Genomic DNA, 24,070 nt, shown 5'->3' with positions numbered 1-24,070 from the left:
GCGTGCCCAAGGTTTGCCATGAAGGTGCTTGATCTCCAATGCCGGCAGGGCCATGTCTTTGAAGGCTGGTTCGCTTCGGAAGACGATTTCCAGGGCCAGAAGCAACGTGGATTGGTGCAATGCCCGCTGTGCGCGGACGATCACATTGAAAAACGCTTGAGTGCTCCCCGGCTGAACCTGGGGGCGCGCGAGCCAGCTGCACCGTCAGCCGTGCCTACACCGTCTGCCGCACCCGAGGGCGGCAGTCTCCAGGTCGGAAACTCTCCGGCACTTCCCCCCGCATTACAGGCTGCCTGGCTGGACCTTGCCCGCAAGATCGTCGCGAATACCGAGGATGTGGGTGCGCGCTTTGCGCAGGAGGCCCGGCGCATGCACCACGGTGAGGTGCAGGAGCGCGCGATTCGCGGGCAGGCCACTCCGGATGAGGCGATGGAGTTGCTGGAGGAGGGGATCGCCGTCATGCCCTTGCCTCTGCCCGCCGCCGCCAAGGAAACGCTCCAGTAGGCCATCGATGCTTGGGGCCAAAATATTAAATGTTTTAGGCTGCTGGCGCTTGATGGGTAAGACAGTATTGCTATCAATTTGATATCAATATGACGGGCGGCCTGGGATTAGCCGGAAACCCTCCGTAAACCCCCACTGTTGGCCGCGATCTGACAGTGCGGGCGTTACACCGTGAACTGCAACGCCGCCAGGCGGGCATAGACGCCGCCTTGCGCCAGCAGGGCCGTGTGGGTGCCTTGCTCAACGATGCGCCCATGTTCCAGCACCACAATGCGGTCCGCGTTCTGCACCGTGGCCAGCCTGTGGGCAATGACCAGCGTGGTGCGCCGACCTGTGTGGCGCTGCATGGCGGTATCCAACGCCGCCTGCACCATGCGTTCGCTCTCTGCGTCCAGCGCGCTGGTGGCTTCGTCTAGCAGGAGCAGGGGCGGGTTTTTGAGCATGGCCCGGGCAATGGCAATGCGCTGTCGCTGGCCGCCGGACAGCCGCACGCCCCGTTCACCCAGGAAAGTGCCATAGCCCTCGGGCAGCGCCATGATGAAGTCGTATGCAAAGGCGGCACGTGTGGCTGCCATGACTTCTTCGTCTGTCGCCTGGGGGCGCCCGTAGCGGATGTTGTCCATGGCCGATGCCGAGAAAATCACGGCGTCCTGCGGTACGGTGCCCGTGTGCAAGCGCAGGGTTTCCAGGCGCAGTTGGCGGATGTCCACACCGTTGAGGCGGATGGCGCCCTGGGGTTGGCCCTGTGCCTCGGTGTCCACGTCGTAAAAGCGCTGCAGCAGCTGGAACACCGTGGTTTTGCCCGCGCCGCTGGCGCCCACCAGCGCCACCGTTTCGCCCGGCGCCAGGTGCAGCGTAAAGTCGTGCAGCGCGGGCTGGTCGGGGCGCGAGGGGTAGTGGAACCACACGTTCTCAAACTCCACCTCCAGCCCCCGTTCCGATACAGGCAGGTCCTGCGGCGCGATCGGGTCTGCCACGGGCGATCGGGTCGCGAGCAATTCCATCAGCCGCTCCGTGGCGCCCGCAGCGCGCAGCAGATCGCCATAGACCTCGCCCAGCACGGCCACGGCACCGGCCAGCAAGATCACATACACCACGGTCTGCCCCAGATGCCCGGCTGTCATCTTGCCCGCCAACACCGCCTCCGTGCCCCGGTACAGCCCCCAGAGCAGCAGTGCGGCGTTTGCAATGATGATGAAGGCCACGAGCAGGGCGCGGGCCCCGGTGCGCTTGATGGCGACCTGGAACGCGTTCTCGGTGGCCTGCATGAAGCGGGTGGTCTCGCGGGGTTCTGCCGTGTAACTTTGCACCACCGGCACGGCATTGAGCACCTCGGCCGCTATGGCGCTGGAATCGGCCACCCGGTCCTGGCTGTCGCGCGACAGGCGCCGCACGCGCCTGCCGATCCACATGGTGGGTAGCACCACCAGCACCACGGCCACCATGACCACCGACATGACGTAGGGGTTGGTCCACACCAGCATGGCCAGCGCCCCGACCCCCATCACGGCGTTGCGCAGTCCCATCGACAGGGAGGAGCCGACGACGGTCTGTACCAGCGTGGTGTCGGTGGTCAGGCGCGACAGCACTTCGCCGGTCTGGGTGGTCTCAAAGAACTGCGGGCTTTGTTGCAGCACATGTCCGTATACCGCGTTGCGCAGGTCGGCGGTCACCCGCTCGCCCAGCCAGCTCACCATGTAAAACCGCGCGGCGGAGAACACCCCCAGTGCCACCGCCACGGCAAACAGCGCCTCGAAATGATTGCGCAGTGCCATGGTTTGGGCTCCCTTGTCGGGGTTCACCAGGCCACCATCGACCAGGTTGCGCAAGGCCAGGGGGAAGGCCAGGGTGGCAAGCGCTGCCAGTACCAGGAACACCACCGACAGCGCGATGCGTGCGCGGTACGGTCGCAGAAAGGGAAGGAGGCCCGTCAGGGACCGTGGGGCGCCGCTGGAGGGTTGAGTGGGGGTGGAAGCCATGGGGGTCAGTGTAGAGGGACCGTCCATGCGCCGCTGGGCGCGCCATCGTGGCACTGGCAAGACAAGATGTAAGAAAAAAGTCAGTGTTCTGCCTGGCGGGCTGACGCGTGAGCGGGGGCGAGCCACAGACCGCTTTGTGCGGGGTATCGCCTCCAAAACCAGCAAGGGCGGGCGATGCCGTGCCTGTGCACCGTTGCCATGGGCACCGCCGCAGGTCGCGATGTCCGAAAGCGTAGGCGTTTATACATAGGCATTAGTCCCAGTATCTACTGCGGGGTAGGGGGGCATACGATGCACTGCGATCACAACGCATGTATGAGGACCTTGCTGGCCAAGGCTTCTTTCCCCAGCACCCAACGGAGCGACCCAGGCGCAATGAGCGACGTCATTCTTGAAACCCACAGCCTGACCAAAGAGTTCAAGGGCTTCACCGCCGTCAGCGATGTGAATCTGGCCGTCCGCCGGGGCTCCATCCATGCGCTGATCGGCCCCAACGGCGCAGGCAAGACCACGTGTTTCAACCTGCTGACCAAGTTTCTCACACCCACCTCGGGCACCATCCGGTTCAACGGGCACGACATCACGCGAGAGCAGCCCGCACAGATCGCGCGCCGCGGCGTCATCCGCTCGTTCCAGATCTCGGCGGTGTTCCCCCACCTCACGCTGATGGAGAACGTGCGCCTGGGCCTGCAGCGCAAGCTGGGCACCTCGTTCCACTTCTGGCGCAGCGAGCGCACCCTGTCGCAACTGGACGACCGCGCGATGCAGTTGTTGACAGAAGTGGGCCTGGAAGACTTGGCCGACGAAGTGACGGTCAACCTGCCGTACGGCCGCAAGCGCGCGCTGGAGATCGCCACCACACTGGCCATGGAACCCGAGCTGATGCTGCTGGACGAGCCCACCCAGGGCATGGGCCACGAAGACGTGGACCGCGTCACCCAGCTGATCAAAAAGGTCTCTGCCGGTCGCACCATCTTGATGGTCGAGCACAACATGAAGGTCGTCTCCACCATTGCGGACCGCATCACCGTGCTGCAGCGCGGCGCAGTGCTGGCTGAGGGGCCCTACGAAGAAGTTTCGAACAACCCACAGGTCATGGAAGCCTACATGGGCACCACCGACGGTCAACTCCAAGGAGCGCATTGATGGCTGCCGCTCCCGCCCTCGAAATCAAGAACCTTGAAGCCTGGTACGGCGAGTCGCACGTGCTCCATGGTGTGGACATCGTTGTGCAGCCCGGCGAGGTGGTCACGCTGCTGGGCCGCAACGGCGCGGGCCGCACCACCACCATGCGCGCCATCATGGGCCTGACCGGTGCGCGCAAGGGCTCGGTCAAGATCCATGGTGTGGAGACCATCCACATGGCCACGCACCGCATTGCGCACCTGGGCGTGGGCTACTGCCCGGAAGAGCGCGGCATCTTCTCCAGCCTGTCGTGCGAAGAAAACCTGCTCCTGCCCCCGGCACTGAAGACCGGCACGCCCGGCATGTCGGTGCAGGAGATCTATGCCATGTTCCCCAACCTGGCCGAGCGCAAGAACAGCCAGGGAACACGCCTGTCGGGCGGCGAACAGCAGATGCTGGCCGTGGCCCGCATTCTGCGCACTGGCGCCAAGTTGCTGCTGCTCGACGAGATTTCCGAGGGCCTGGCGCCGGTCATCGTGCAGGCCTTGGCCCGCATGATCATGATGCTGCGCGAGAAAGGCTACACCGTGGTCATGGTCGAGCAGAACTTCCGCTTTGCCGCACCGCTCGCCGACCGCTTTTACGTCATGGAGCACGGCCGCATCGTCGAAAAATTCGGCGCGTCGGAGCTGGAAGAAAAGATGCCCGTGCTCACCGAACTGCTGGGCGTTTGAACGCGCCCCGAAGTCTTGCTTCCCGTTTTCTTCAACCACACCCACAGGAGACAATCCATGAAGAACAAACTCAAAACGCTGGCACTGGTGCTGGGCGCCGCTGGCCTGGCCACCTCGGCCGCGCATGCGCAAGACAAGGTCAAGATCGGCTTCATCACCGACATGTCCAGCCTGTACGCCGACGTGGAGGGCAAGAACGGTGCGGTGGCCATCCAGATGGCGATTGATGATTTTGGCGGCAAGGTGCTGGGCATGCCCATCGAGCTGCTCACCGCAGACCACCAGAACAAGGCCGACATCGCGGCTTCCAAGGCCCGCGAGTGGATCGACACCCAGGGCCTGACCATGCTGTTTGGTGGCACCAACTCTGGCACGGCCCTGGCATCGGCCAAGGTGGCGGCCGAAAAGAAACGTGTGTACATCAACAACGGCGCCGCCAGTTCGGCGCTGACCAACGACCAGTGCACGCCCTACACCGTGCACTATGCCTATGACACCGTGGCGTTGGCCAAGGGCACGGGTTCGGCCATCGTGGATACCGGCGGCAAGTCCTGGTACTTCCTCACGGCAGACTATGCGTTCGGCCATGCACTCGAAGCCGATACCAGCACGGTGGTCAAGGCCAAGGGCGGCACCGTGGTGGGCACCGTGCGCCACCCGCTCAACGCGTCCGACTTCTCGTCCTTCCTGTTGCAGGCGCAGAACTCCAAGGCACAGATTCTGGGTCTCGCCAATGCTGGCGGCGACACCATCAACGCCATCAAGGCTGCCAAGGAGTTCGGGATTGGCAAGAGCATGAAGCTGGCGGGTCTGCTGATCTTCATCAGCGACGTGCACAGCCTGGGCCTGCGCAACACCGAAGGCCTGCAATTCACCACCAGCTGGTACTGGGATCTGAACGACGACACGCGCAAGTTTGCCGCGCGTTTCTTCGAGAAGACCAAGCGCATGCCCACCGAAATCCAGGCGGCCGATTACTCCGCCACGATGAACTACCTCAAGGCCGTGGAAGCAGCCAAGACGGTGGATGCCGACAAGGTCATGGCCACATGGCGCGGCATGAAGATGAACGACTTCTTTGCGTCGGGCCAACTGCGCCCCGATGGCCGTTACGTGCATGACATGTACCTGATGGAAGTGAAGAAGCCTTCGGAGTCCACCAAGCCCTGGGACTACTACAAGCTCGTCAAGAAGCTGCCCGGCGACACGGTGTTCACCACCAAGGCTGAGAGCAAGTGCGCGCTCTGGAAGTAAAGCCCTGAGCCGGACTCAACGCGCTCAGCCGCCCAGATGGGCTGGCCTGGCGCGTTGTGCCCCCTGACCTGAACCCCCTCCACCTGCCGCTGCCTCCCATGGAAATTTTTGGTGTCTCATTGCCGGGCCTGTTGAGCCAGCTCCTTCTGGGGCTGGTCAATGGGTCGTTCTACGCCATCCTCAGTCTCGGCCTGGCCGTGATCTTTGGCCTGCTCAACGTCATCAACTTCGCCCACGGGGCGCTGTTCATGACGGGCGCCCTGATGACCTGGATGGCGATGAACTACTTCGGCATCAACTATTGGTGGATGCTGGTGCTGGCGCCGCTGGTGGTGGGCTTGTTTGGGGTGTTGATCGAACGCCTACTGCTGCGCTGGATCTACAAGCTCGACCATCTTTATGGCCTGCTGCTTACGCTCGGACTCACCTTGCTGATTGAAGGCGTGTTCCGCTCCATCTATGGCGTGTCGGGCCTGGGCTATGACACCCCTGAGCTGCTGGAAGGCGCGACCAACCTGGGCTTCATGATCCTGCCCAACTACCGGGCCTGGGTGGTGGTGGCCTCGGTGGTGGTGTGCCTGGCCACCTGGTATGTGATCGAGAAGACCAAGCTCGGCGCTTATCTGCGCGCTGGCACTGAAAACCCACGCCTGGTGGAAGCTTTCGGCATCAACGTGCCCGTGATGGTGACCCTGACCTACGCCTTTGGCGCCGCGCTGGCTGCCTTCGCTGGCGTGCTAGCGGCCCCGGTCTACCAGGTCACGCCGCTCATGGGCCAGAACCTCATCATCGTGGTGTTTGCCGTGGTGGTGATTGGCGGCATGGGCTCCATCATGGGCTCCATCCTGACCGGGCTGGGCCTGGGCGTCATCGAAGGCTTCACCAAGGTCTTCTATCCCGAAGCATCGTCCACCGTGGTGTTTGTCATCATGGTCATCGTTCTCCTCATCCGCCCCGCCGGCCTGTTCGGCAAAGAAAAATAAGGGGCAGCCAGCATGAATCTCAAGAACACTGCCACCATCGGCTACGGCCTGCTACTGCTGGGCCTGATTGCCGCCCCCTTCCTTGGTGCATATCCCATCTTTGTGATGAAGCTCATGTGCTTTGCACTGTTTGCTTCGGCGTTCAACCTGCTGCTGGGCTACACCGGCCTGCTGTCATTCGGGCATGCAGCTTTTTTGGGCGGGGCGGCCTACGTGGCGGGGCATGCCATCAAGGTGTGGGGCCTCACGCCCGAGGTGGGCCTGCTGCTCGGCACGGCCGGGGGGGCTTTTCTGGGCCTGCTGTTTGGCTGGCTGGCCATCCGCCGCCAGGGCATTTATTTTTCAATGATCACGCTGGCGCTGGCCCAGATGCTGTTCTTTGTGTGCTTGCAAGCGCCCTTCACCGGGGGTGAAGACGGCTTGCAGGGCGTGCCGCGCGGCAAGCTCTTTGGCCTGATCGATCTGAAGGACGATCTGGTCATGTACTACGTGGCGCTGGTCATCGTGGTGGCTGCGTTCCTGGTTATCGTGCGCACCATCCACTCGCCGTTCGGCCAGGTGCTCAAGGGAATCAAAGAGAACGAGCCCCGCGCAATCTCTCTGGGGTACGACACACACCGCTTCAAGCTGCTGGCCTTTGTGCTGTCGGCTGCGCTGGCGGGGCTGGCGGGCTCCCTCAAGACGCTTGTGCTCGGCTTTGCCACGCTGTCGGACGTGCACTGGACGGCCTCGGGTCAGGTCATCCTGATGACGCTGGTGGGCGGCCTGGGCACACTGTCGGGCCCGCTCATCGGCTCGGCCGTGGTGGTTCTGCTCGAAAACAAGATCGGTGAATTCGGCAACCTGCTGGCGGCGCTGACCAGCGTGGAGTGGTTCAAGACCCTGGGCGAATCCGTCACCATGGTCACGGGGCTGATCTTCGTGATCTGCGTGCTGGCCTTCCGCCGGGGCATCATGGGCGAAATCATTGCCTGGCTGGCACAGCGCCGCGCGGGCAACACTGCCAAGCACTGACCCCGTCATGGCCCGCAACGGCGGGCTGCTACCTGGATGCTGCTCAAAAAGCCGCTGCCGCCCTCACAGGCGCAGCGGCTTTGCATATCCGGTCATCTCCAGATAGCCCCGGCCCACAGGCTGCCCACTGCCGTCCAGCAGGTCGGACAGCCCCTCCCAGTAAATCGCGCCGCTGGACCCACTGCTGTCCAGCTCCTGGTTGTCCAGCAGGGCGCGCACCTCAAACTCGCCTACGGGCGTCAGCACCCGCCACTGCACCGGGTAGCGCGCGCCGCTGTGCGGGCTGGTCCAGGTGCGCAGCGGGGTGAAGATCACGGCCTGCGCGCCAAACACCTGCACGGCCTGCCCGGGTGCCCGCCACGACCCTCCGGCCCACAGCGCAGACCCATCCGCGCGCCGCAGGCGGAAGGCCGTGAGCGCGCTGCCATCGGCCAGGTTCATGCCGATCCAATCCCAGCCCTGGGCCTCGGGGTGCATCAGCGCCTCGCTCCACTCGTGGTCCATCCACGCGCGGCCGGTGCCCGGCTCGACCGCCATGCGGCGGCCCGCCACTGTCAGGTGCCCGCTCACGGCCAGCTGCGGCTGGCTGTAGTAGTAGCTCGCCTGCGTCGCTTCCGGCCCCTTGCGCGACAGGCCTTGCTGGCCTTGCAGCAGCACGGGCTGCGTGCTGTCGAACTGCAGCTCCAGCCCCAGCTCGCTGCCGGTGATGCGCGTGGTGTAGCGGCTGCGCGGCGCCTCTCCGGGCGTGTTGTGGGGCACATCAACGCGCTCCAGCGTCCAGTCCTGCAGGCGGATGTGTGTGTCGGCCTGGCTGGCCTGCGCCACACCAAAGCCCGCGCGCGCAATACGCTGGTCATGCTGCAGGCGCTGGCCTTTCACATCGGTGATGGCCGCATGCGCGAACAGCAGCTGCTTGGCAGCAAACGCCGACTGCAGGCCCTGTGTGGCGTCCACCCGTGAGCGGAAAAACGTGAGCTGAAACCCCCAAGGCTGGCCCTGCGCTTGCACATGGCCGGTGATGTACCACCACTCGGTGCGCAGCTCCGGGTGGCTGCCGTGGTCGCGCGGAAAGGCCAGAGCGCGCGCGGGCAGTGCTTGCGCCGCACCCGGCCAGAGCAGCGCACCCAGCCCGGCTGCCTGCAGGCTGGCCCCCATCAGCCACTGGCGGCGTGTGGAGCTGTGCATGGTGTGGGGATCAAGGTACGGGATGGAATTGCGGGACGGGGCTGGGCGCTCAGCCCATCAACGCATCCACCTTCTGCTGCGCCGCCGAGCAATCGCCAAACGTGCGGTCCACCCAGTCGGTGTCGAAGTACGTGGGCAGGTAGCGCTCGCCCGCATCACACAGCAGCGACAGGATGGAGCCGCGCTCGCCCCGCTCGCGCATCTCGCTGGCCAGCGTGAGCATGGCTACAAAGTTGGTGCCCGTGGACGGCCCCACACGCCGTCCCAGCAACTGCGACAGCGCGCGCATGGCAGCAACCGATTCGCAGTCCGCCACATCCACCATGCGGTCCACCAGCGTGCGGATAAAGCTCGGCTCCACACGCGGCCGGCCGATGCCCTCGATGCGTGAGCCCGGCGCTGTCAGCGCGGCATCGCCTGTGCGGTGGTAGGCGCTGAACACCGAACCAGCCGGGTCGGCCACACACACCTGCGTGGCATGGCGCTGGTAGCGCACATAGCGGCCAATGGTGGCGCTGGTGCCGCCCGTGCCCGCGCCCACCACAATCCAGCGCGGCACCGGGTGCGGCTCGCGCGCCATCTGCGTGAACATGCTCTCGGCAATGTTGTTGTTGCCGCGCCAGTCGGTGGCCCGCTCGGCATAAGTGAACTGGTCCATGTAGTGGCCGCCGGTTTCGGCGGCAATGGTGCGGGCCGCGTCGTACACCGCGCCCGCGCTGTCCACGAAGTGGCAACGCCCGCCATGGAACTCGATTTGCGCAATTTTTTCGGGCGACGTGGTGCGCGGCATCACCGCCACGAACGGCAGCCCTAGCAGCCGCGCAAAGTAGGCTTCGCTCACTGCGGTGGAGCCGCTCGACGACTCGACGATGGTCGAGCCCTCATGCACCCAGCCATTGCACAGTGCATACAGAAACAGCGACCGTGCCAGCCTGTGCTTGAGGCTGCCTGTGGGGTGGGTGGATTCGTCCTTGAGGTACAGGTCAATGCCATGCACGGCAAAGGCAGGCATGCGCAGTGGGATCAGGTGCGTGTCGGCGCTGCGCTGGTAGTCGGCTTCGATGCGGGCGATGGCTTCGTGGAGCCAGGGGGAAGCGGAGGGCTGTTTCTGCATGGGCTGCATTGTCGCAGCCCTCGTCGGGTCACCAGGGTTGTCAAAGCCCGTAGAACGCCTGGTTGGCCTCTATGCGCTGGGCTTGTGCCTCAGGGTAGCGGCGTTCGGCCAGCAGCCGCTGCAGCGCGGCACGGCCCAGATCACGGTGGGGGGTGTAGAAGGCACTGACGGCCAGCTCGTCCAGTGCACGCCAGGCGTACACCTGTGTGTCCACAAAAAGAATGTCTGCGGGTTGCGCGATCTGCGACGCCTGCAGCGCAAACACCGTGGCGAGCGCATGTTCGCCACGTTCGCGGTGGTAGCGGGCCAGTTCGCACAGCGGTTCAGCCCGCTGGGGGCGGGCTGCGTAGGCGGCCAGATAGGCCTCGCGCACGGTGGAGGTGGGGGCCTGGTTGCGCTCGTGCAGCACGGCGATCTGGAACAGGGCGTACCAGCGCTCTTCTTCCCAGCCCCCCATGTCCACCCGGCGCTGGTACCACAACAAACTGGGCTCGATCTTCCCGGCATCGCGGCAGCTCTGGGCCAGGTAGAACACGTTGCGCGTGTTGGTGGGGTCGTCCCGCACGGCCTGCTCCAGCAAGGCCATGTCGCGCAGGTAAGTCTCCGGGTCGCGTGCACGGGCGCCATCATGGGAGACGTGAATGACCGGCCCCTGCAGCGTCTGCCAGGGGCCGTGCTGCTTGGCGGTCAGGTACTCGTGCAGCACGCCCTCCCAGTGCCAGCCGATGCGTGTGGCAATCAGGCTGTTGCGCTGGTATTCCCAGCCGTCCATGTGGCAGGTCAGGGTGTAGCCGTCGGCCGAGAGCGCGGGCCAGGAAAAGTCGGGCGGCACACGCAGTTGCTCGTCGGCATCAATGAAGAGCAGGTAGCCGCCATACGGGCGTGCCAACTCCAGTGCTTCGTTGCGGTTGTGCGCAAAGTTCTTCCAGGGGCGCTCGAACAGGGTACCGGGAACGTCGTGCATGAACTCGCGGACGATGTCCTGCGTGCCATCGGTGGAGCCCGTGTCCACGATGACCCAGTGGTCTATCCAGGGCTTGACCGAAGCGAGGCACCGGGTGATCACCGGGGCCTCGTTCTTGATGATCATGTTGAGCGTAATGTTACGCATGAGTTAACGTCCGACGTGCGGCGGGGAGCTCAGCGGAGTGCGGTAGTCCGCGCCTTGGATGCGGTTCCGCAGTACCGCGACGGAACCGCCTTTTAAACACAGGTTAGGTTCATGCACTCATGGCAAAGCGCAAGTTGGTCGGAGCCTGGGGTGTGAACGAGCCGCTGCTACTGGCACAAAAACTCAACAGAAAGCCCGCCACTGGTGGTGCCTAGCTGAGCACCGCCAGCATCCAATGTGACTGCGAAAGAATCGCCTGCATTAAACGCTTGGTTTGCCGCGATAGTGCAAGGTGCGCCGGAACAGGAGCTGACAGCACTGGGGGCTACATAGCCGTTGCCCTTGAGCAAGGTTGCTGTTAGCGCGGGGAAGGCGTTTATGGTGCGCACGTTGACGTTAGCGATGGTGCAGTTTGAAGGCATGGCATAGAAGGTGCCACCTGCAGAGACCGATGCACCGTTCATGTAACCCGATGTGGTGGTTGCAGTGGCCACGATGATGCTCTGCCAGCGGTAGCCTCCACTTCCAGCAACCCCTGTGGCACCAGTAGCCCCGGTAGCACCAGTCGCTCCAGTAGCACCCGTTGAGCCGGTGGTCCCGGTTGGCCCGGGCACGGTACTGTCGGCACCGGTAGCGCCGGTAGGCCCAGGAATGCCCTGGAGGCCTTGAGCCCCTGTAGGGCCAGTAGGTCCTTGTACGGTGCTGTCTGCACCCGTGGCGCCCGTTGCACCCGTGACCCCCGTGGGGCCCGTCACACCGGTAGCGCCCGTGGCCCCGGTGGCGCCTGTTGCGCCCGTGGCACCGGTGCCCGAAGCGCCGGTCGCTCCAGTGGCACCTGTCGGGCCGGTGGCGCCAGTAACACCAGCAGTACCTGTGGCACCGGTGGGGCCGGTCACGCCTGTGGCACCGGTCGCCCCGGTGGGGCCTGTTGCGCCGGTGGCGCCCGAGCCAATGCCAGCAGCACAAGGCCCCAGGCGCCCGGCGCTATCAAAGCAGGTGAGGTTGTTGGCGGTGGCGGCGCCGTTCAGGCCGGGGACGGTGACTTCACCTGTGCCCTGCACGCGAAACCGCTCTTGGCCGCTGCCAGGGCTCTTGACCACGAAGCCGCCACCGCTGGGGGGGGTGACGGAAATGTCCGCCGCCAGGGCCAGCGGCGTGTACGCGTAAACCACACCCAGGGCGGCCACCAAGGAGAGAGTTTTGTATTTGGTCTTCATGGTTGGTAAGACTGAGAAGAAGGGGATGGGTCGAGAAGCCCCAGAGGGGTGTGGCCACTCAAGTCTTGCACTCAAGGTCCGAACGAAAGCGGCGCTGCAACGCTGGCTGGCAACCCTACCGCTGCTGGCGTCACTAGGGTTAGTGGGAACATGTGTTGGGTAGAGGCCGAGGAGGTGCAAGCTCCGGAGGTGCTGTCTTCAATGGAGGCAACCGTGATACCTAGCGTGGCTTGTGGAACGGGAGTGGCCAAACCATTGGCGTCGGGGTTTGCAAGGGTGTAAAGCTGGCCTGTTGTCCTATAGACCACGGTCTTGGCAAAACGTGGATTGCCCGAAGTCCCCCCGCTACCGCCATAGGGTGTGCCTGTGCAGTCAGCCGAAGCGAAATAGATAGAGGATTCGTTTTGAATCGTTCCGTTGAAGCGCAACTTGACGTAGTGTTTTGTCGAAGTCAGGAAGGCTACAAACGACTGGCTGCTGACGGACATGTCGACGACAGTACCAAGGTTGACGCCGTTGTTGTCTTGAACGGTTACCCCGCCACCTGATGTGCCCGCCGCCCCTGTGGCGCCAGTCGCGCCCGTCGGTCCGGTAGGCCCTGCAATCCCTTGAATGCCCTGGAGGCCCTGTGGTCCGGGCACTACGCTGTCTGCGCCGGTTGGCCCCGTGGGACCTTGAATGCCTTGAAGCCCTTGAGGCCCTGCCACCATGCTATCTGCTCCGGTCGCGCCTGTGGAGCCTGTGGCTCCGGTCGCTCCGGTGGAGCCGGTAGGCCCTGTGGCGCCAGTCGTTCCCGTGGCGCCTGTCCCGGTGGCACCCGTTGCGCCGGTCGGACCGGTAGGGCCGGTGGCACCCGTGGCGCCAGATCCGATACCTGCCGCACAGGGCCCGAGGCGCCCGGCGCCATCAAAGCAGGTGAGGTTGTTGGCGGTGGGGGCACCGTTCAGGCCGGGGACGGTGACCTCGCCAGTGCCCTGCACACGAAACCGTTCCTGGGCACCGCCCGGGCTCTTGATCACAAAACCGCCGCCGCTGGGCGGGGTGAAGCTGATATCGGCAGCCAGGACCAGTGGCGTGTGCAGTGCGTAGGCGGCTCCCAGCACAGCGAACAGGTAGCGTGGTTGGTACTTGGGCTTCATGGTGGTGTGCTGGGCTGGTTGAGGATGTGGCTTCTGGATGAAGCTCTGGGAAGTGTGGCGGGACAATGCCAAGTCAGGTATCACCCCGTGACGCAAGCCGCCGCTTGTCGGCAACCGCGAAAGCGAGCTGAACAGTGATGCAGCCGACTGTCCCACATCAGTGGGTTGCGCGGCTCATCACAAAGACATTCCATCCCATGCGTTGGACGGGGCATGTGCGTTGTTGCATCCATGCCCCGTGTGCGGTACGCGATGGGGGAAGGTCCTCAACTACTGGCAGATGGCGTAGGCCATGGCCTGAAGTGATGCTCCGAACACGCTGTACTCACAGGTCCATTGGGTCGTTGAAGCTGGGTAGCCGCCCCCAAAATAGTGGGCATCGGCGTTTTGTGTAATGCGGCATCCCCCACTGACCACCGTTTTCCCTCCAGTGCACGTTGCCGTCACCGAAACCGCACCAGCATTGGCGGCCCATGATCCAGGGTTGGTTACCGTCTCCAGTGTCAATGGCCCCGCAACCCCTGTGGCACCAGTCGCTCCAGTAGCGCCAGTAGGTCCAGTTGCACCGGTGGTCCCTGTGGGCCCGGGCACGGTACTGTCTGCACCGGTAGCGCCGGTAGGCCCTGGAATGCCCTGCAGGCCTTGAGCCCCTGTAGGCCCCGTAGGCCCTTGGACGGTGCTGTCTGCACCCGTGGCGCCCGTTGCACCTGTGACTCCCGTGGGGCCCGTCACGCCGGTAGCTCCCGTGGCCCCAGTGGCGCCTGTTGCGCCAGTGGCACCGGTGCCCGAAGCGCCTGTAGCTCCTGTGGCACCTGTCGGGCCGGTGGCGCCAGTAACACCAGCAGTACCTGTGGAACCTGTGGCACCGGTGGGGCCGGTCACGCCTGTTGCACCGGTCGCCCCGGTGGGGCCTGTTGCGCCCGTGGCGCCGGAGCCAATGCCTGCGGCACAAGGCCCCAGGCGCCCGGCGCCATCAAAGCAGGTGAGGTTGTTGGCGGTGGGGGCCCCGTTCAAGCCGGGGACGGTGACCTCGCCAGTGCCCTGCACACGAAACCGTTCCTGGGCACCGCCTGGGCTCTTGATCACAAAACCGCCGCCGCTGGGCGGGGTGAAGCTGAGATCGGCAGCCAGGGCCAGGGGCGTGTGCAGTGCATAGACAGCGCTCAGGGCGCAGATCAGACGCAGGGGATGAAAAGATGACTTCATGGATGAAAACTCCTGGTTCCGGCAGTTTCAGCTGCGTCGATTGCCCGTTACGCCTGGGGCACGGCGTTGGTGCCACAAGGCTGCCAAGCCCATCAACAATGCCATCAGCATGAGGCCGTATTCGCTCAAAGTTGGAATGTTGGTGGCTGCTGCCGCGCCGCCGATTTGCACGCCGCCATTGACAGTGGCGTTGTCACGGGTGACCGTTGCGCCGGGGCCCAGGTTGATGACGGCAGTGCCGCCGCCCGAGGAGACCAGCTGGATGTTTTGACCGGGCGCTCCTTGCAGAGTCAGGGTGCCCAGCACGGTGATGTTGGCGCCTGCGGGGATGACAAAGGTGCGGCCCGTGGTGCTGGACAAGGTCAGGTTCTGGAACACGAAATTGCCACTGATCTGGCTGGTGTTGCCGATGCAGCCGTCGCGCAGCACCACTGTGTTGTTACCTGTGTCGATGGGGCCTGTGGCGGAGAGATTGCCACCCACCGAGATGATCCCGTTGCTGCCGGAGACGATGGCACTGGAGCCGAAGGTAACGTCGCTGTCTACACTCAGCGTGCCACCGATGTTGAGCGTGCCTTGCATATCCACGGTGCTACAGCTCAAATCAACGATGGAGCCGCTTGGAGCGTCCAGCGAGGCGCCGGGTGGAATGACAATTTGCGCTGCCGCAGGGGCGCACAAGCACAAGGCCATGGCACAACCGGCCAAAAGGCGTGAAATCTTTCGTTGCATTGGATTTTCCCTCGTTGATCAGGCAAACGCTGCACCACAGTGAGGCTCGTTTCGGGCGGATGCCTGCGGCCTGTTTGCTGGTTACAGCGCGATGATTTTTGTAGCGTGTTCACTATCTTCGTGAAAGAGTTTGCAATTTGCAAACAAAATTTGGTCGGTGTGACGTGTCTGCACCAATTTGTTGCATTGCCTGCTGGGCCGTTGCGGGGCTGTGTTCCGCTGGCTACCAGTCTTCCTTCACAGCCATCACCGCATCCCGCCCCGCCGCAGCCCGCCCCGCCAGCCACGCCGTGACGGTGCTCGATGCGACCACGGCCACGCACAAGCCCAGCAGCCGTCCGGCAGGCAGGCTGAGGTCCATGGTCCAGTGAAAGCTCTGCGGGTTGACCACGTGCACCAGTACCACCGAAACGCCAAGGCCCAGCAGCAAGCCTGCGGCCGCGCCCACGCCCGTCCAGGCGGCGCCTTCGCCGGCCACCACAGCCAGGATCTGGCGCCGCGTGAGGCCCAGGTGGGCGAGCAGGCCGAACTCCTTGCGGCGCGCCAGGATTTGGGCGCTGAAGCTGGCGGCCACACCAAACAGGCCGATGCCGATGGCCACGGCCTGTAGCCAGTAGGTGACGGCAAAGCTGCGGTCAAAGATGCGCAGCGACCGTTCACGGATAGCGCCTGCGGAGACGAACTCCACCAGGGCCCCGTCCACCGCGCTGGCGCTCTCCCGGGCCGTGGGCGCACGGCCCGCCTGCGCGGCTGCCACTGCGCGGATCGAATCCTGCAACGCTGCGATGTCTGCTCCCTCGGCGGGCCACAGCGCCAGGTCGCTGGTGCGGGCATCGCCCGTCAGGCTTAGCCACACGGCGCGGTCCATGGCCACGGCGCCCGACTGCCGGGCGTAGTCGCGCCATACGCCTGCTATATGAAAGATAGCTGGTTGCGCTTGCCTATCAAGCGCCAGGGGGCTAAAAGCATCAGAAAGTGCAGGCCACTCCATACCAGGGCGTAGCCCATACAGGTCCACCACCGCCTCGCTGATGTAGACGCCAGTGCGCCCCGCGGGCACGCGCAGGGCCTCGCCCACCAGTGGCAGACTTTGCGCCGGATCGTTACCCAGTGGGCGGCTGATGACCGTGAGCGCGGGGCGCGTGGCATCCAGCTGCAGCGGGCTCGCGCGCAGGGCTTGCACACGCGCCAGTCCAGGTAATTGCGCGACGGATTCGGCGAAGCCCGCAGGCAGCAGTGCAGCCTCGCTGCCCGGCACACCCAGGGCCGAGCGCACATACAGGGGCGATGGCAGCACGGCGTCCAGCCACTGCGTGACCGAGCCGCGAAAGCTCGACACCATCACCGTCAGTGCGACGGCCAGGCTCAGACTGGCCACCACGCCGCCCACTGCGATAGCGGCCGTGCCCCGCATGCGCCGCGCGCGCTCCAGTGCCAGCAGTGCCAGGGTGTGGCGTGCGGCCAGCGGCTGCAGGTGGTGCAACAGCCAGGCCATGGCCCAGGGCAGTACGACAATGCCGCCCACCAGCAACAGGCCGATGGCCAGGTACGCGGCAAGTGGTATGCCAAAAATGGGCGGAGCGTTCGTCAGTACAGCGCCAATAGCTATCAAAATAATACCTATCCAGCCTTTGCCCGCCTGGCTGGACACGGTGCCCAGGCCTTTCAAGGTTTGCGCGGGCGGCAGTGTCTGCGCGGCGCGCGCGGGCCACCAGCCCCCCACCAGTGCAGCCAGCACACCCAGTGCGCCGTAGACCAGGGCCGCCGGTGCGCTCCACTGCAGTACAGGCTGAACGCCCGCAAAGTAGCCACCGCCCAGGTCGCCCCCCAGCAGGCGCAGCGCGGCAGCGGCCAGGGCCGTGCCCAGGGCGATGCCGGCGGCGCTGCCCACCAGGCCCAGCACGGCGGATTCGGCCAGCACCAGCGCCAGGCGCTGGCGCGGTGTGGCGCCCAGCACGGCCAGCAGCGCAAACTGCGGCGCACGCTGCGCCACGCTGAGCGCCAGCACCGAAAACACCAGAAATGCGCCCGTGAACAAGGCCACCAGCGCCAGCACCGTGAGGTTCACGCGGTAGGCGCGCGACAGATTGCTGATGCGCTGCGCCGCGTCGCCCGGCTGTGCAAACACCACTTGCGACGGCCAGCCGGGCAGCGCGCGCACGGCCTGCTCCCACGCGCTGCGGTCGGTGCCCGGTCGCAGCTGCAGGTCAATGCGGCTGAGCTGGCCCGCGCGGCCAAACAGATCCTGCGCAGCGCCGATATCCATCACCGCCAGGGGTGCGCCCCCGGCGGCCACCGTGCCCGCCACCTGCACCGGCCATTGCTGCAGCCCGGCCTGCAGCAAGAGTTGCGGTGCCGGTTCAGTCGATGAGGTGGGCGTGGTGGGCAGACCCAGTGCCTGCAACGCCGCCGCATTGAGGAACACCGTGGCCGGTGCAAAAAGGGCCAGCCGGTCGGCCCCCGCCCAGGGCCGTGGCATAAGCGCGGGCGCCATGGTGGGCAGCAGCAGGGCGTCCACGCCCAGCACGCGCAGCGGGGCGCTGGTGGGGGAGGGCACGCTTGCTACACCCGGCTGCGGTCGCAGGGCTCGCGCCACGGTCGACAGCTCCAGCAGCGGGCTGGCGCGCGCCACCTGGGGGTGCGTGGCAAGCTGCCCATACAACGCCTCGGGCAGATCGCCCTGCATGGCGCGCAATTCCAGGTCGGGCTGACCGTTGACGGCGCGCACCGCCTGCGAAAACTCGTCCAGCGCCGACGCATTGATCACATGCACCGCAAACGCCAGCGCCACGCCCAGCATCACCGCAGCCACCGCCGTAGCGCTGCGCCAGGGGTGGTGGCGCAGGTCCTGCCAGGAGAAGGTGCGGAGCAATGCAAGCATGGCCTGCATTGTGGCCGCAGGGGCTGGTCCCAGCAGCGTTTGATGCAGGTCAACCTTGCGTTTTGCATCCTCTTGAAGTGCCGAAAGGCTGCGCCTATCTTGGAGCCAGAAGGTGTGAATGAGCCCCGCGTGCCCGACCAGGCTGCCAAAACGTTTCCGATCTAGGCGCAAAGCGCAGCCATAGCTCGGGCCATGGCGAGCATTTGCAACAACGAGCGGGAGCGTTTTGGCGGGATGTGCGGGCATGTGGGGTTCGTTCACACCTTCTCAGGGGCCCGCCCTCCTGCGCAGGCCCAGTTGTTTGTCTCAACCCCTTTTCAGGAGCAAAACCATGAACTCTCTTGTGACACGCGGCAGTCTGTTTGACGACTTCTTCAAGGACATTGCACCGGGCTTTTACGTGCGCCCGCTGCACGGCGACAACCTGCCCAGCCCCGGCCAGATCAAGGTGGACGTGAAGGAAACCGAGGACGGCTACACCGTGTTGGCCGAAGTGCCCGGCGTGGCCAAGGAAGACATCCATGTCTCGCTTGAAGGCAATGTGGTCAGCCTGCGCGCCGAGGTGCGCCAGCACGATGAAAAGCGCGAAGGCGAGAAGGTGCTGCGCTCGGAGCGCTACTACGGCGCGGTGGCCCGCAGCTTCCAGTTGCCCGCCGATGTGGACGCTGCACAAGCCAAGGCCAAATACGACAACGGTGTGCTGACGCTGAACCTGCCCAAGAAGGTGAACAAGGCGGCGCAGCGGTTGAACATCGAGTAACTCCATCGGACTTGCGCGAAAAAATGCAATCCACCGCCCCTCCCAGGGCGAGTGGGTTGGTTGATTCCGTGGGCGCAAGACGAACCTCAACCGGCGGTTGGGTCGCCCGACAACGGCCTGCCGCATGCAGATCCATGGGGCTGCGTGGCCGGGATCTCTGTGGCCCGTGGAGCGTCGGATGGCCGTCCGGAGTGCCGCCGGATGGCGCTCCCCAATAGATGTTGAACCACTTCTTAAGCCTGCCCACAGCCAGTGCATGCGACCATGTCGGCCATGGCACCCGAACCGTGGTGCGTTTCAGGGAGGCGATCAAATGGTTTGCAGTGATGGAGTCCTTGCCCCGGTACGCCGCCTTGCGTGGCAAGCCCTTGCTGCCGGGGCGCTGTGGATAGCGTTTGCCGGGCACGCTGCAACCACACCCGCTGTGCCTGCCCCTCCACCCCGTTTCGACTGGTCGGGCCCTGCGGACGCCATGGCGGCTGCAGCGCTGGGCCCGTTGCGCGGCGCTGCCGAGGTGGGTGTGTGGCACGACGGCCAGACACGTTTCGGTGCCGCCCGCAACCGCGTGGCTGAGTCGCCCATCCAGGCGCTGTTCGAAGTGGGCTCCATCAGCAAGGTGTTCACCGGCTTGCTGCTGGCGCAGGCGGTGGAGCGTGGCGACATGGCGCTGGACGACACGCTGGGCGGGTTGCTCAACGGCTCGCCCGCACTGGCGCCCGCCTTGCCCGCCCCGGTAGCTGCCATCACCCTGCGCCAGTTGGTCACGCACACCTCGTGTCTGCCACGCTTGCCGGCGGACTTCCGCCACAATTCCGATCCCTCCAATCCTTATCTGCGCTACGACCGCCCCCGCCTGTGGCAAGCCCTGGCCGATGCACGGCTGGCCCAGTCGCCGCCGTGCGCAGGCGCATACAGCAACCTCGGTTTTGCGGTGCTGGGCGAGCTGCTGGCCCAGCGCTATGGCAAACCCTGGGCGGTGCTGGTGCACGAGCGCATCACCGGCCCGCTGGGCATGACGGACACGGTGCAGTCGCTGGGCGACAAGGCCCCCCGCCTTGCTGCACCGCATGACGGCGAGGCGCCGGTGTCGGTGTGGGAGTTCGATGCCTTTGCCGGTGCGGGTGCCTTGCGCTCGACCACGGCCGACATGCTGGTGCTCAGCCGCGCGCTGCTGGCGGGCGCGCAAGGGCCCTTGGGCCCAGCGGCCGAGCGCTTGTTCACACCGCTTGCGGACCACGACGGCGGCCAGATCGGCTACGCCATCATGCTGCGCGAGCGCGACGGATTGCGCACCTGGCTGCATGGCGGCGGCACCGGGGGCTTTCGCAGCGTGTGGCTGCTGGCTCCTGAGCGGGGCGAGGCTGTGATCGCCTTGGTGGGCAACGCGCGTGCCGCGCAGCAGGATGTGATGACGCCATTGTTGGCGCAGCGTTACCCCGTGCCGCCCGGTGAGCCCGCCACCGACGCGGCTGCCTTGGCGTCGTACGAAGGGGTGTACCGCGTATCACCCGCCGTCGCCCTGAGCCTTGCCATGGTGGAGGGGCAGTTGCAGCTTCGGCCCACTGGGGGTGTGTTCGCACCGCTGCAGGTGCTGGGGCCCGATGCCTTCACGCAGCCGGCATCGGGCCGTCAGTTGCGCTTTGAGCGTGACAAAGAAGGGCGGCCTGCGGTGCTGCACTACACGCGCTTTGGTGCACGCCTGACGGCAACCCGGTCCGAAGAGCCGGTGCTGGGTCTGGTACCACCCCAGGCCCAGGGCGTGCTGGCCCCTTACCTGGGCCGCTACCGGCTGCGTGGCGGCAATGTGCTGGATGTGCAGGCTGAAGACGGTCGCCTGCAGGTGCGCCTGGGCTCGCAGCCGCGCTTCACGGTCTACCCGCTGCCAGGGCAGCCAGATCGGTTTGCGTATGACGCGGTGCGTGCGGAGCTGGAGTTTGAGCGCTACCCCAGCGGCGAGGTGCGGTCCGTGGTGCTGCACCAGAACGGGCGCTTTCGGGCGCCCCGCCTCGAACCGTGAGGCGGGCGTTGCGGGTCAGCCGCCCGCGCTGATGCCGTCGCTGCGCAGCCGCAGGACCCGGTCGGCCCGGGCCGCAGCAGCATCCGAATGCGTGACCAGCACCAGCGACGCCCCGTGCTCGCGTGTCTGTGCGAGCAGCAGGTCCATCACGCGGGCGGCCGTGGTGGGGTCGAGGTTGCCGGTGGGCTCGTCGGCCAGCAGCAGGGCAGGGCGGTGCACCAGTGCGCGGGCAATCGCCACGCGCTGCAGCTGCCCGCCGCTGAGCTGCTGGGGCAGCCGCGCGCCCAGGGCGCCCATGTCCACGGCGTCCAGCATCTGCTGCACGCGCGCCGGGTCGTTCTGGCCCAGCAGCATCAGCGGCAGCGCCACGTTCTGCGCTACGTCCAGGTGCGGCAGCACATGAAAGGCCTGGAAGACAAAACCCACATGGGCGCGGCGCCACAGGGCGCGCTCTGTGTCGCCCAACTGGCCCAGGTCAGTGCTGCCGTGCGTGATGTGGCCCGTGTCCCAGCTGTCCAGCCCGGCCAGGCAGTTGAGCAGCGTGGACTTGCCCACGCCCGAGTCGCCCACGATGGCGACGAACTCGCCGGGCGCCACGGTGAACTGCACGTTGGCGAACACCGGCGTATCGCCATAGTGTTTGCCCAGGCCGTCGATGTGCAGCCGCTGCGTCATGGTGCGCGTCATGGTGTGCGTTGTACAAGGCGTTGCAGCACGGCCTGCACCAAGTCGGCCACGGCGTGGGGCTGGTCGCAGGCGATGGTGTGGCGTGTGGGCATGCTGCGCAGCCAGGTGATCTGGCGCTTGGCCAGCTGGCGCGTGGCGGCAATGCCGCGCTCGCGCAGAAAGGCGAGGTTCAGCGGTGCGTCGGGGCCTTTGGCCGCCTGGAAGTCCAGCTCTTCCCACGCCTGGCGGTAGCCCACGCAGCGCATGGAGGGCAGGTCCGGGTGCAGGTCGCCGCGCGCGCGCAGGGCCCGCACTTCGTCGATGAAGCCGCTGGCCAGCATGGCGTCAAAACGCTGGGCAATGCGGCCGTGCAGCCAGGCGCGGTCGTCAGGTTCTAAGGAAAATAAGGCTCTAGCGCTTATCTCACAAGCGCTACCAGCTATCTTTTTAGTAGTGTGAAAGCTCGACAGGGGTTGGCCGGACACTTGCCACACCTCCAGCGCTCGCTGAATGCGCTGGCTGTCGGCCGGGGCCAGGCGTGCGGCCGTCACGGGGTCTACGCGGGCCAGCTCGGCATGCAGCGCGGGCCAGCCCTGCTCTGCGGCCTGGGCTTCGATCTGTGCGCGCACGGCAGGGTCTGCGGCGGGCATGTCGTCAATGCCGTCAAACAGCGCCTTGAAGTACAGCATGGTGCCGCCCACCAGCAGCGGCAGGGCACCGCGCGCACGGATCTCGGCGATGAGCCGCGTGGCGTCCTGCACGAACTCGGCCGCGCTGTAGGCCTGCAGCGGGTCGCGGATGTCGATAAGGTGGTGCGGAACAGCGGCAAGCTCGTCGGGCGTGGGCTTGGCGGTGCCGATGTCCATGCCCCGGTATACGAGGGCCGAGTCCACGCTGATGATCTCCACCGGCGTGCCCTGCTTGCCCAGCACAGCGGCCAGCGCGAGAGCGCCTGCCGTCTTGCCCGAGGCCGTGGGGCCCGCGAGTGCAATGGCGGGCAGGGTGGTGTGCAACAGGGGCTCAGGCATGCTCACGCGGCGCTCCAAATTTTTGCACCAGCGTCCACGAGATCAGGGCCAGCACCACCGACCAGAACCAGATGCCGTTGACCAGCGGCCACACCGTGCCGTCCAGCCGCATGCCCAGCCAGCCGCCAATCCCGAACGCGGCCAGCATCATCATGAAACCATTGAGTGCGGACGCCACGCCAGCCGCTTTGGGGAAGGGCCCCACCGCACCGCTTTGCCCGCAGGGCTGGTGGATGCCGTGGCCCAGCATGAACAGGTAAAAGGGCAACAGCAGCGCCCACGGCTGGTGCCAGCCCATGAAGGCCACGGCCGCCATCAGCGTGCCGCCGCTCACGCTGAGCGCGCCAGCAATGGCCACGGTGCGCAGCAGGCCCTGGCGTACCAGCAGGCGCCGGCACAGGAAAGTGCCCGCGAGGTACGCCACGCAGGCCGACGCCATCGTCCACCCGAACTGCGTGCGCGTGAGACCCAGCACGTCGATGAAGACAAACGAGGACGCGGCCAGAAAGGTGAACAGCCCGCCATAGGTGGCTGTGGTCTGCAGCGAGAACGCCCAGAATGTGGGGCTGCGCAACACATGCATCCAGGTGCCGACCAGGGCGCGGGGCTGCAGGGCTTTGGGGTTGCGGTGCGCCAGGGTCTCGGGCAAGCGCAGCGCCACCAGTGCCAGCGTGGCCACGGCATACACCGTGAGCGCCATCAGCGCCGCGCGCCAGCCCAGCCACTCGCTCAGCACCCCACCCAGTGGTGCGCAGATGCAGGCCACAATCCCGAGCCCGGTGAGTGCCTTGGACATGGCGCGCGCGCCATCGAGCGGGGTGTACAGGTCGCGCACGATGGCCCGGGCACACATCACCACCGCGCCCATGGCGGCACCCTGGGCAATGCGCCACACGATGAGCAGTGTCATGGTGGGCGCAAAGGCGCTACCCAGCGAGGCTACGGTGTAGATGCCCAGCCCCGCCAGAAGGATGGGGCGGCGGCCAAAGCGGTCTGACAACGGCCCCCACACCATTTGCGAGCAGCCAAACGCGAGCAGCAGCCCGCTGAGCGTGAGCTGTGCCGCGGCCATCTGAGCGCCCAGGCTGCGCGTGAGGGCGGGCAATGCGGGCAGGTACAGGTCAGTGGTGACGGGCTGAATGGAGAGCAGCATGGCCAGCACCAGGATGGCCATGCCTGGGTTGATGGAGGCAGGGGGAGCAGCGCCAGCAGCTGCGGTAGAGGGAGCGGACATAACCGCTGGAGCGTACCAGACAGGGCCTTCGATACCGACGCGGCCCAAGCCAGGGCAGCCGAGCAAGGGCCGCCCCGCAGCGAGGGCTGCGTCCCCCTGCCCGCAGCGCGCAGCGCTTCGATAGCGGGGGCTGAGCGCCGCGGCTCCAAGCCTGCCTGCGCAGGCTTGGACGGCAGCGAAGAGCGCA

20 protein-coding genes are annotated in these 24,070 nt (G+C 65.8%); 8 read left to right on the top strand and 12 right to left on the bottom strand.

The features are described from left to right. Window positions 1-18 precede the first annotated feature (18 nt). Window positions 19-504 carry a DUF1178 family protein gene (locus ACSQ22_RS06125; RefSeq protein WP_218300598.1) on the top strand — a complete coding sequence of 162 codons (486 nt, stop codon included), beginning with the start codon at window positions 19-21 and terminating at the stop codon, window positions 502-504. Between the two features lie 164 nt (window positions 505-668). On the opposite strand, the gene ACSQ22_RS06120 is transcribed toward ACSQ22_RS06125, so the two are convergent. Next, the gene (locus ACSQ22_RS06120) at window positions 669-2,483 is read right to left on the bottom strand and encodes an ABC transporter transmembrane domain-containing protein (RefSeq protein ID WP_436129754.1); all 1,815 of its coding nucleotides are present in this window, start codon (window positions 2,481-2,483) and stop codon (window positions 669-671) included. Window positions 2,484-2,858: 375 nt separating this feature from the next. Between ACSQ22_RS06120 and ACSQ22_RS06115 the strand changes: the two genes are divergently transcribed. The 5 genes from ACSQ22_RS06115 (at window position 2,859) to ACSQ22_RS06095 (ending at window position 7,593) form a co-directional block, all read left to right on the top strand. Next, window positions 2,859-3,629, top strand: a complete 771-nt coding sequence (locus ACSQ22_RS06115) for an ABC transporter ATP-binding protein (RefSeq protein WP_055393252.1) — start codon at window positions 2,859-2,861, stop codon at window positions 3,627-3,629. Then, the gene (locus ACSQ22_RS06110; protein WP_055393254.1) at window positions 3,629-4,342 is read left to right on the top strand and encodes an ABC transporter ATP-binding protein; all 714 of its coding nucleotides are present in this window, start codon (window positions 3,629-3,631) and stop codon (window positions 4,340-4,342) included. The genes ACSQ22_RS06115 and ACSQ22_RS06110 overlap by 1 nt, the downstream gene beginning before the upstream one ends. A 57-nt stretch (window positions 4,343-4,399) precedes the next feature. Continuing rightward, window positions 4,400-5,596, top strand: a complete 1,197-nt coding sequence (locus ACSQ22_RS06105) for an ABC transporter substrate-binding protein (RefSeq protein WP_055393256.1) — start codon at window positions 4,400-4,402, stop codon at window positions 5,594-5,596. Window positions 5,597-5,694: 98 nt separating this feature from the next. After that, complete coding sequence (locus ACSQ22_RS06100; protein WP_010463953.1) at window positions 5,695-6,579, top strand: branched-chain amino acid ABC transporter permease; 885 nt, start codon at window positions 5,695-5,697, stop codon at window positions 6,577-6,579. A 12-nt stretch (window positions 6,580-6,591) separates the two neighbouring features. Continuing rightward, on the top strand, window positions 6,592-7,593 hold the full coding sequence (locus ACSQ22_RS06095) for a branched-chain amino acid ABC transporter permease (RefSeq protein ID WP_436129753.1): 1,002 nt from the start codon (window positions 6,592-6,594) through the stop codon (window positions 7,591-7,593). A gap of 63 nt (window positions 7,594-7,656) precedes the next feature. Here ACSQ22_RS06095 and ACSQ22_RS06090 read toward each other — a convergent pair whose 3' ends face one another. The 8 genes from ACSQ22_RS06090 to ACSQ22_RS06055 form a co-directional block, all read right to left on the bottom strand. Next, complete coding sequence (locus tag ACSQ22_RS06090; RefSeq protein ID WP_431149936.1) at window positions 7,657-8,778, bottom strand: lipocalin-like domain-containing protein; 1,122 nt, start codon at window positions 8,776-8,778, stop codon at window positions 7,657-7,659. A gap of 49 nt (window positions 8,779-8,827) precedes the next feature. Continuing rightward, window positions 8,828-9,901 carry a PLP-dependent cysteine synthase family protein gene (locus tag ACSQ22_RS06085; RefSeq protein WP_306553229.1) on the bottom strand — a complete coding sequence of 358 codons (1,074 nt, stop codon included), beginning with the start codon at window positions 9,899-9,901 and terminating at the stop codon, window positions 8,828-8,830. A 31-nt stretch (window positions 9,902-9,932) separates the two neighbouring features. Further along, window positions 9,933-11,003, bottom strand: a complete 1,071-nt coding sequence (locus ACSQ22_RS06080; protein WP_436129752.1) for a tetratricopeptide repeat-containing glycosyltransferase — start codon at window positions 11,001-11,003, stop codon at window positions 9,933-9,935. Between the two features lie 167 nt (window positions 11,004-11,170). Further along, window positions 11,171-12,220, bottom strand: coding sequence for a collagen-like protein (locus tag ACSQ22_RS06075; RefSeq protein ID WP_436129751.1), 1,050 nt, complete (start codon window positions 12,218-12,220; stop codon window positions 11,171-11,173). A gap of 71 nt (window positions 12,221-12,291) precedes the next feature. Next, complete coding sequence (locus ACSQ22_RS06070; RefSeq protein WP_436129750.1) at window positions 12,292-13,359, bottom strand: hypothetical protein; 1,068 nt, start codon at window positions 13,357-13,359, stop codon at window positions 12,292-12,294. Between the two features lie 270 nt (window positions 13,360-13,629). Further along, a complete protein-coding gene (locus ACSQ22_RS06065; RefSeq protein ID WP_436129749.1) occupies window positions 13,630-14,565 on the bottom strand; it encodes a collagen-like protein in 936 nt (311 codons plus the stop codon). A gap of 27 nt (window positions 14,566-14,592) precedes the next feature. Further along, window positions 14,593-15,147 (bottom strand): IPTL-CTERM sorting domain-containing protein, encoded by a 555-nt coding sequence (locus tag ACSQ22_RS06060; protein WP_436129748.1) that lies wholly within the window; start codon window positions 15,145-15,147, stop codon window positions 14,593-14,595. 373 nt (window positions 15,148-15,520) lie between these two features. Then, complete coding sequence (locus ACSQ22_RS06055) at window positions 15,521-18,187, bottom strand: FtsX-like permease family protein (RefSeq protein ID WP_436129747.1); 2,667 nt, start codon at window positions 18,185-18,187, stop codon at window positions 15,521-15,523. 322 nt (window positions 18,188-18,509) lie between these two features. Here ACSQ22_RS06055 and ACSQ22_RS06050 point away from each other — a divergent pair, with 322 nt between their 5' ends. Then, on the top strand, window positions 18,510-18,938 hold the full coding sequence (locus ACSQ22_RS06050; protein WP_055393269.1) for an Hsp20/alpha crystallin family protein: 429 nt from the start codon (window positions 18,510-18,512) through the stop codon (window positions 18,936-18,938). A gap of 424 nt (window positions 18,939-19,362) precedes the next feature. Then, complete coding sequence (locus tag ACSQ22_RS06045) at window positions 19,363-20,955, top strand: serine hydrolase (protein ID WP_436129746.1); 1,593 nt, start codon at window positions 19,363-19,365, stop codon at window positions 20,953-20,955. A gap of 15 nt (window positions 20,956-20,970) precedes the next feature. On the opposite strand, the gene ACSQ22_RS06040 is transcribed toward ACSQ22_RS06045, so the two are convergent. Genes ACSQ22_RS06040 through ACSQ22_RS06030 form a run of 3 tightly spaced genes read right to left on the bottom strand, consistent with a single transcriptional unit; the run spans window position 20,971 to window position 23,883 of the window. After that, window positions 20,971-21,630 carry an ABC transporter ATP-binding protein gene (locus tag ACSQ22_RS06040; RefSeq protein WP_436129933.1) on the bottom strand — a complete coding sequence of 220 codons (660 nt, stop codon included), beginning with the start codon at window positions 21,628-21,630 and terminating at the stop codon, window positions 20,971-20,973. Between the two features lie 8 nt (window positions 21,631-21,638). Further along, window positions 21,639-22,649 (bottom strand): tRNA (adenosine(37)-N6)-dimethylallyltransferase MiaA, encoded by a 1,011-nt coding sequence (gene miaA, locus ACSQ22_RS06035; RefSeq protein ID WP_436129745.1) that lies wholly within the window; start codon window positions 22,647-22,649, stop codon window positions 21,639-21,641. Beyond that, the gene (locus ACSQ22_RS06030; RefSeq protein WP_121420701.1) at window positions 22,642-23,883 is read right to left on the bottom strand and encodes a multidrug effflux MFS transporter; all 1,242 of its coding nucleotides are present in this window, start codon (window positions 23,881-23,883) and stop codon (window positions 22,642-22,644) included. The genes miaA and ACSQ22_RS06030 overlap by 8 nt, the downstream gene beginning before the upstream one ends. Window positions 23,884-24,070 lie beyond the last annotated feature (187 nt).

Origin of the sequence: Acidovorax sp. LjRoot38, assembly GCF_964252975.1 — a bacterium.
In the GTDB taxonomy this organism is placed as follows: domain Bacteria; phylum Pseudomonadota; class Gammaproteobacteria; order Burkholderiales; family Burkholderiaceae_C; genus Acidovorax; species Acidovorax facilis.
The sequence above is the reverse complement of the archived record's forward strand: the minus strand, read 5'-3'. Positions and strand labels throughout refer to the sequence as shown.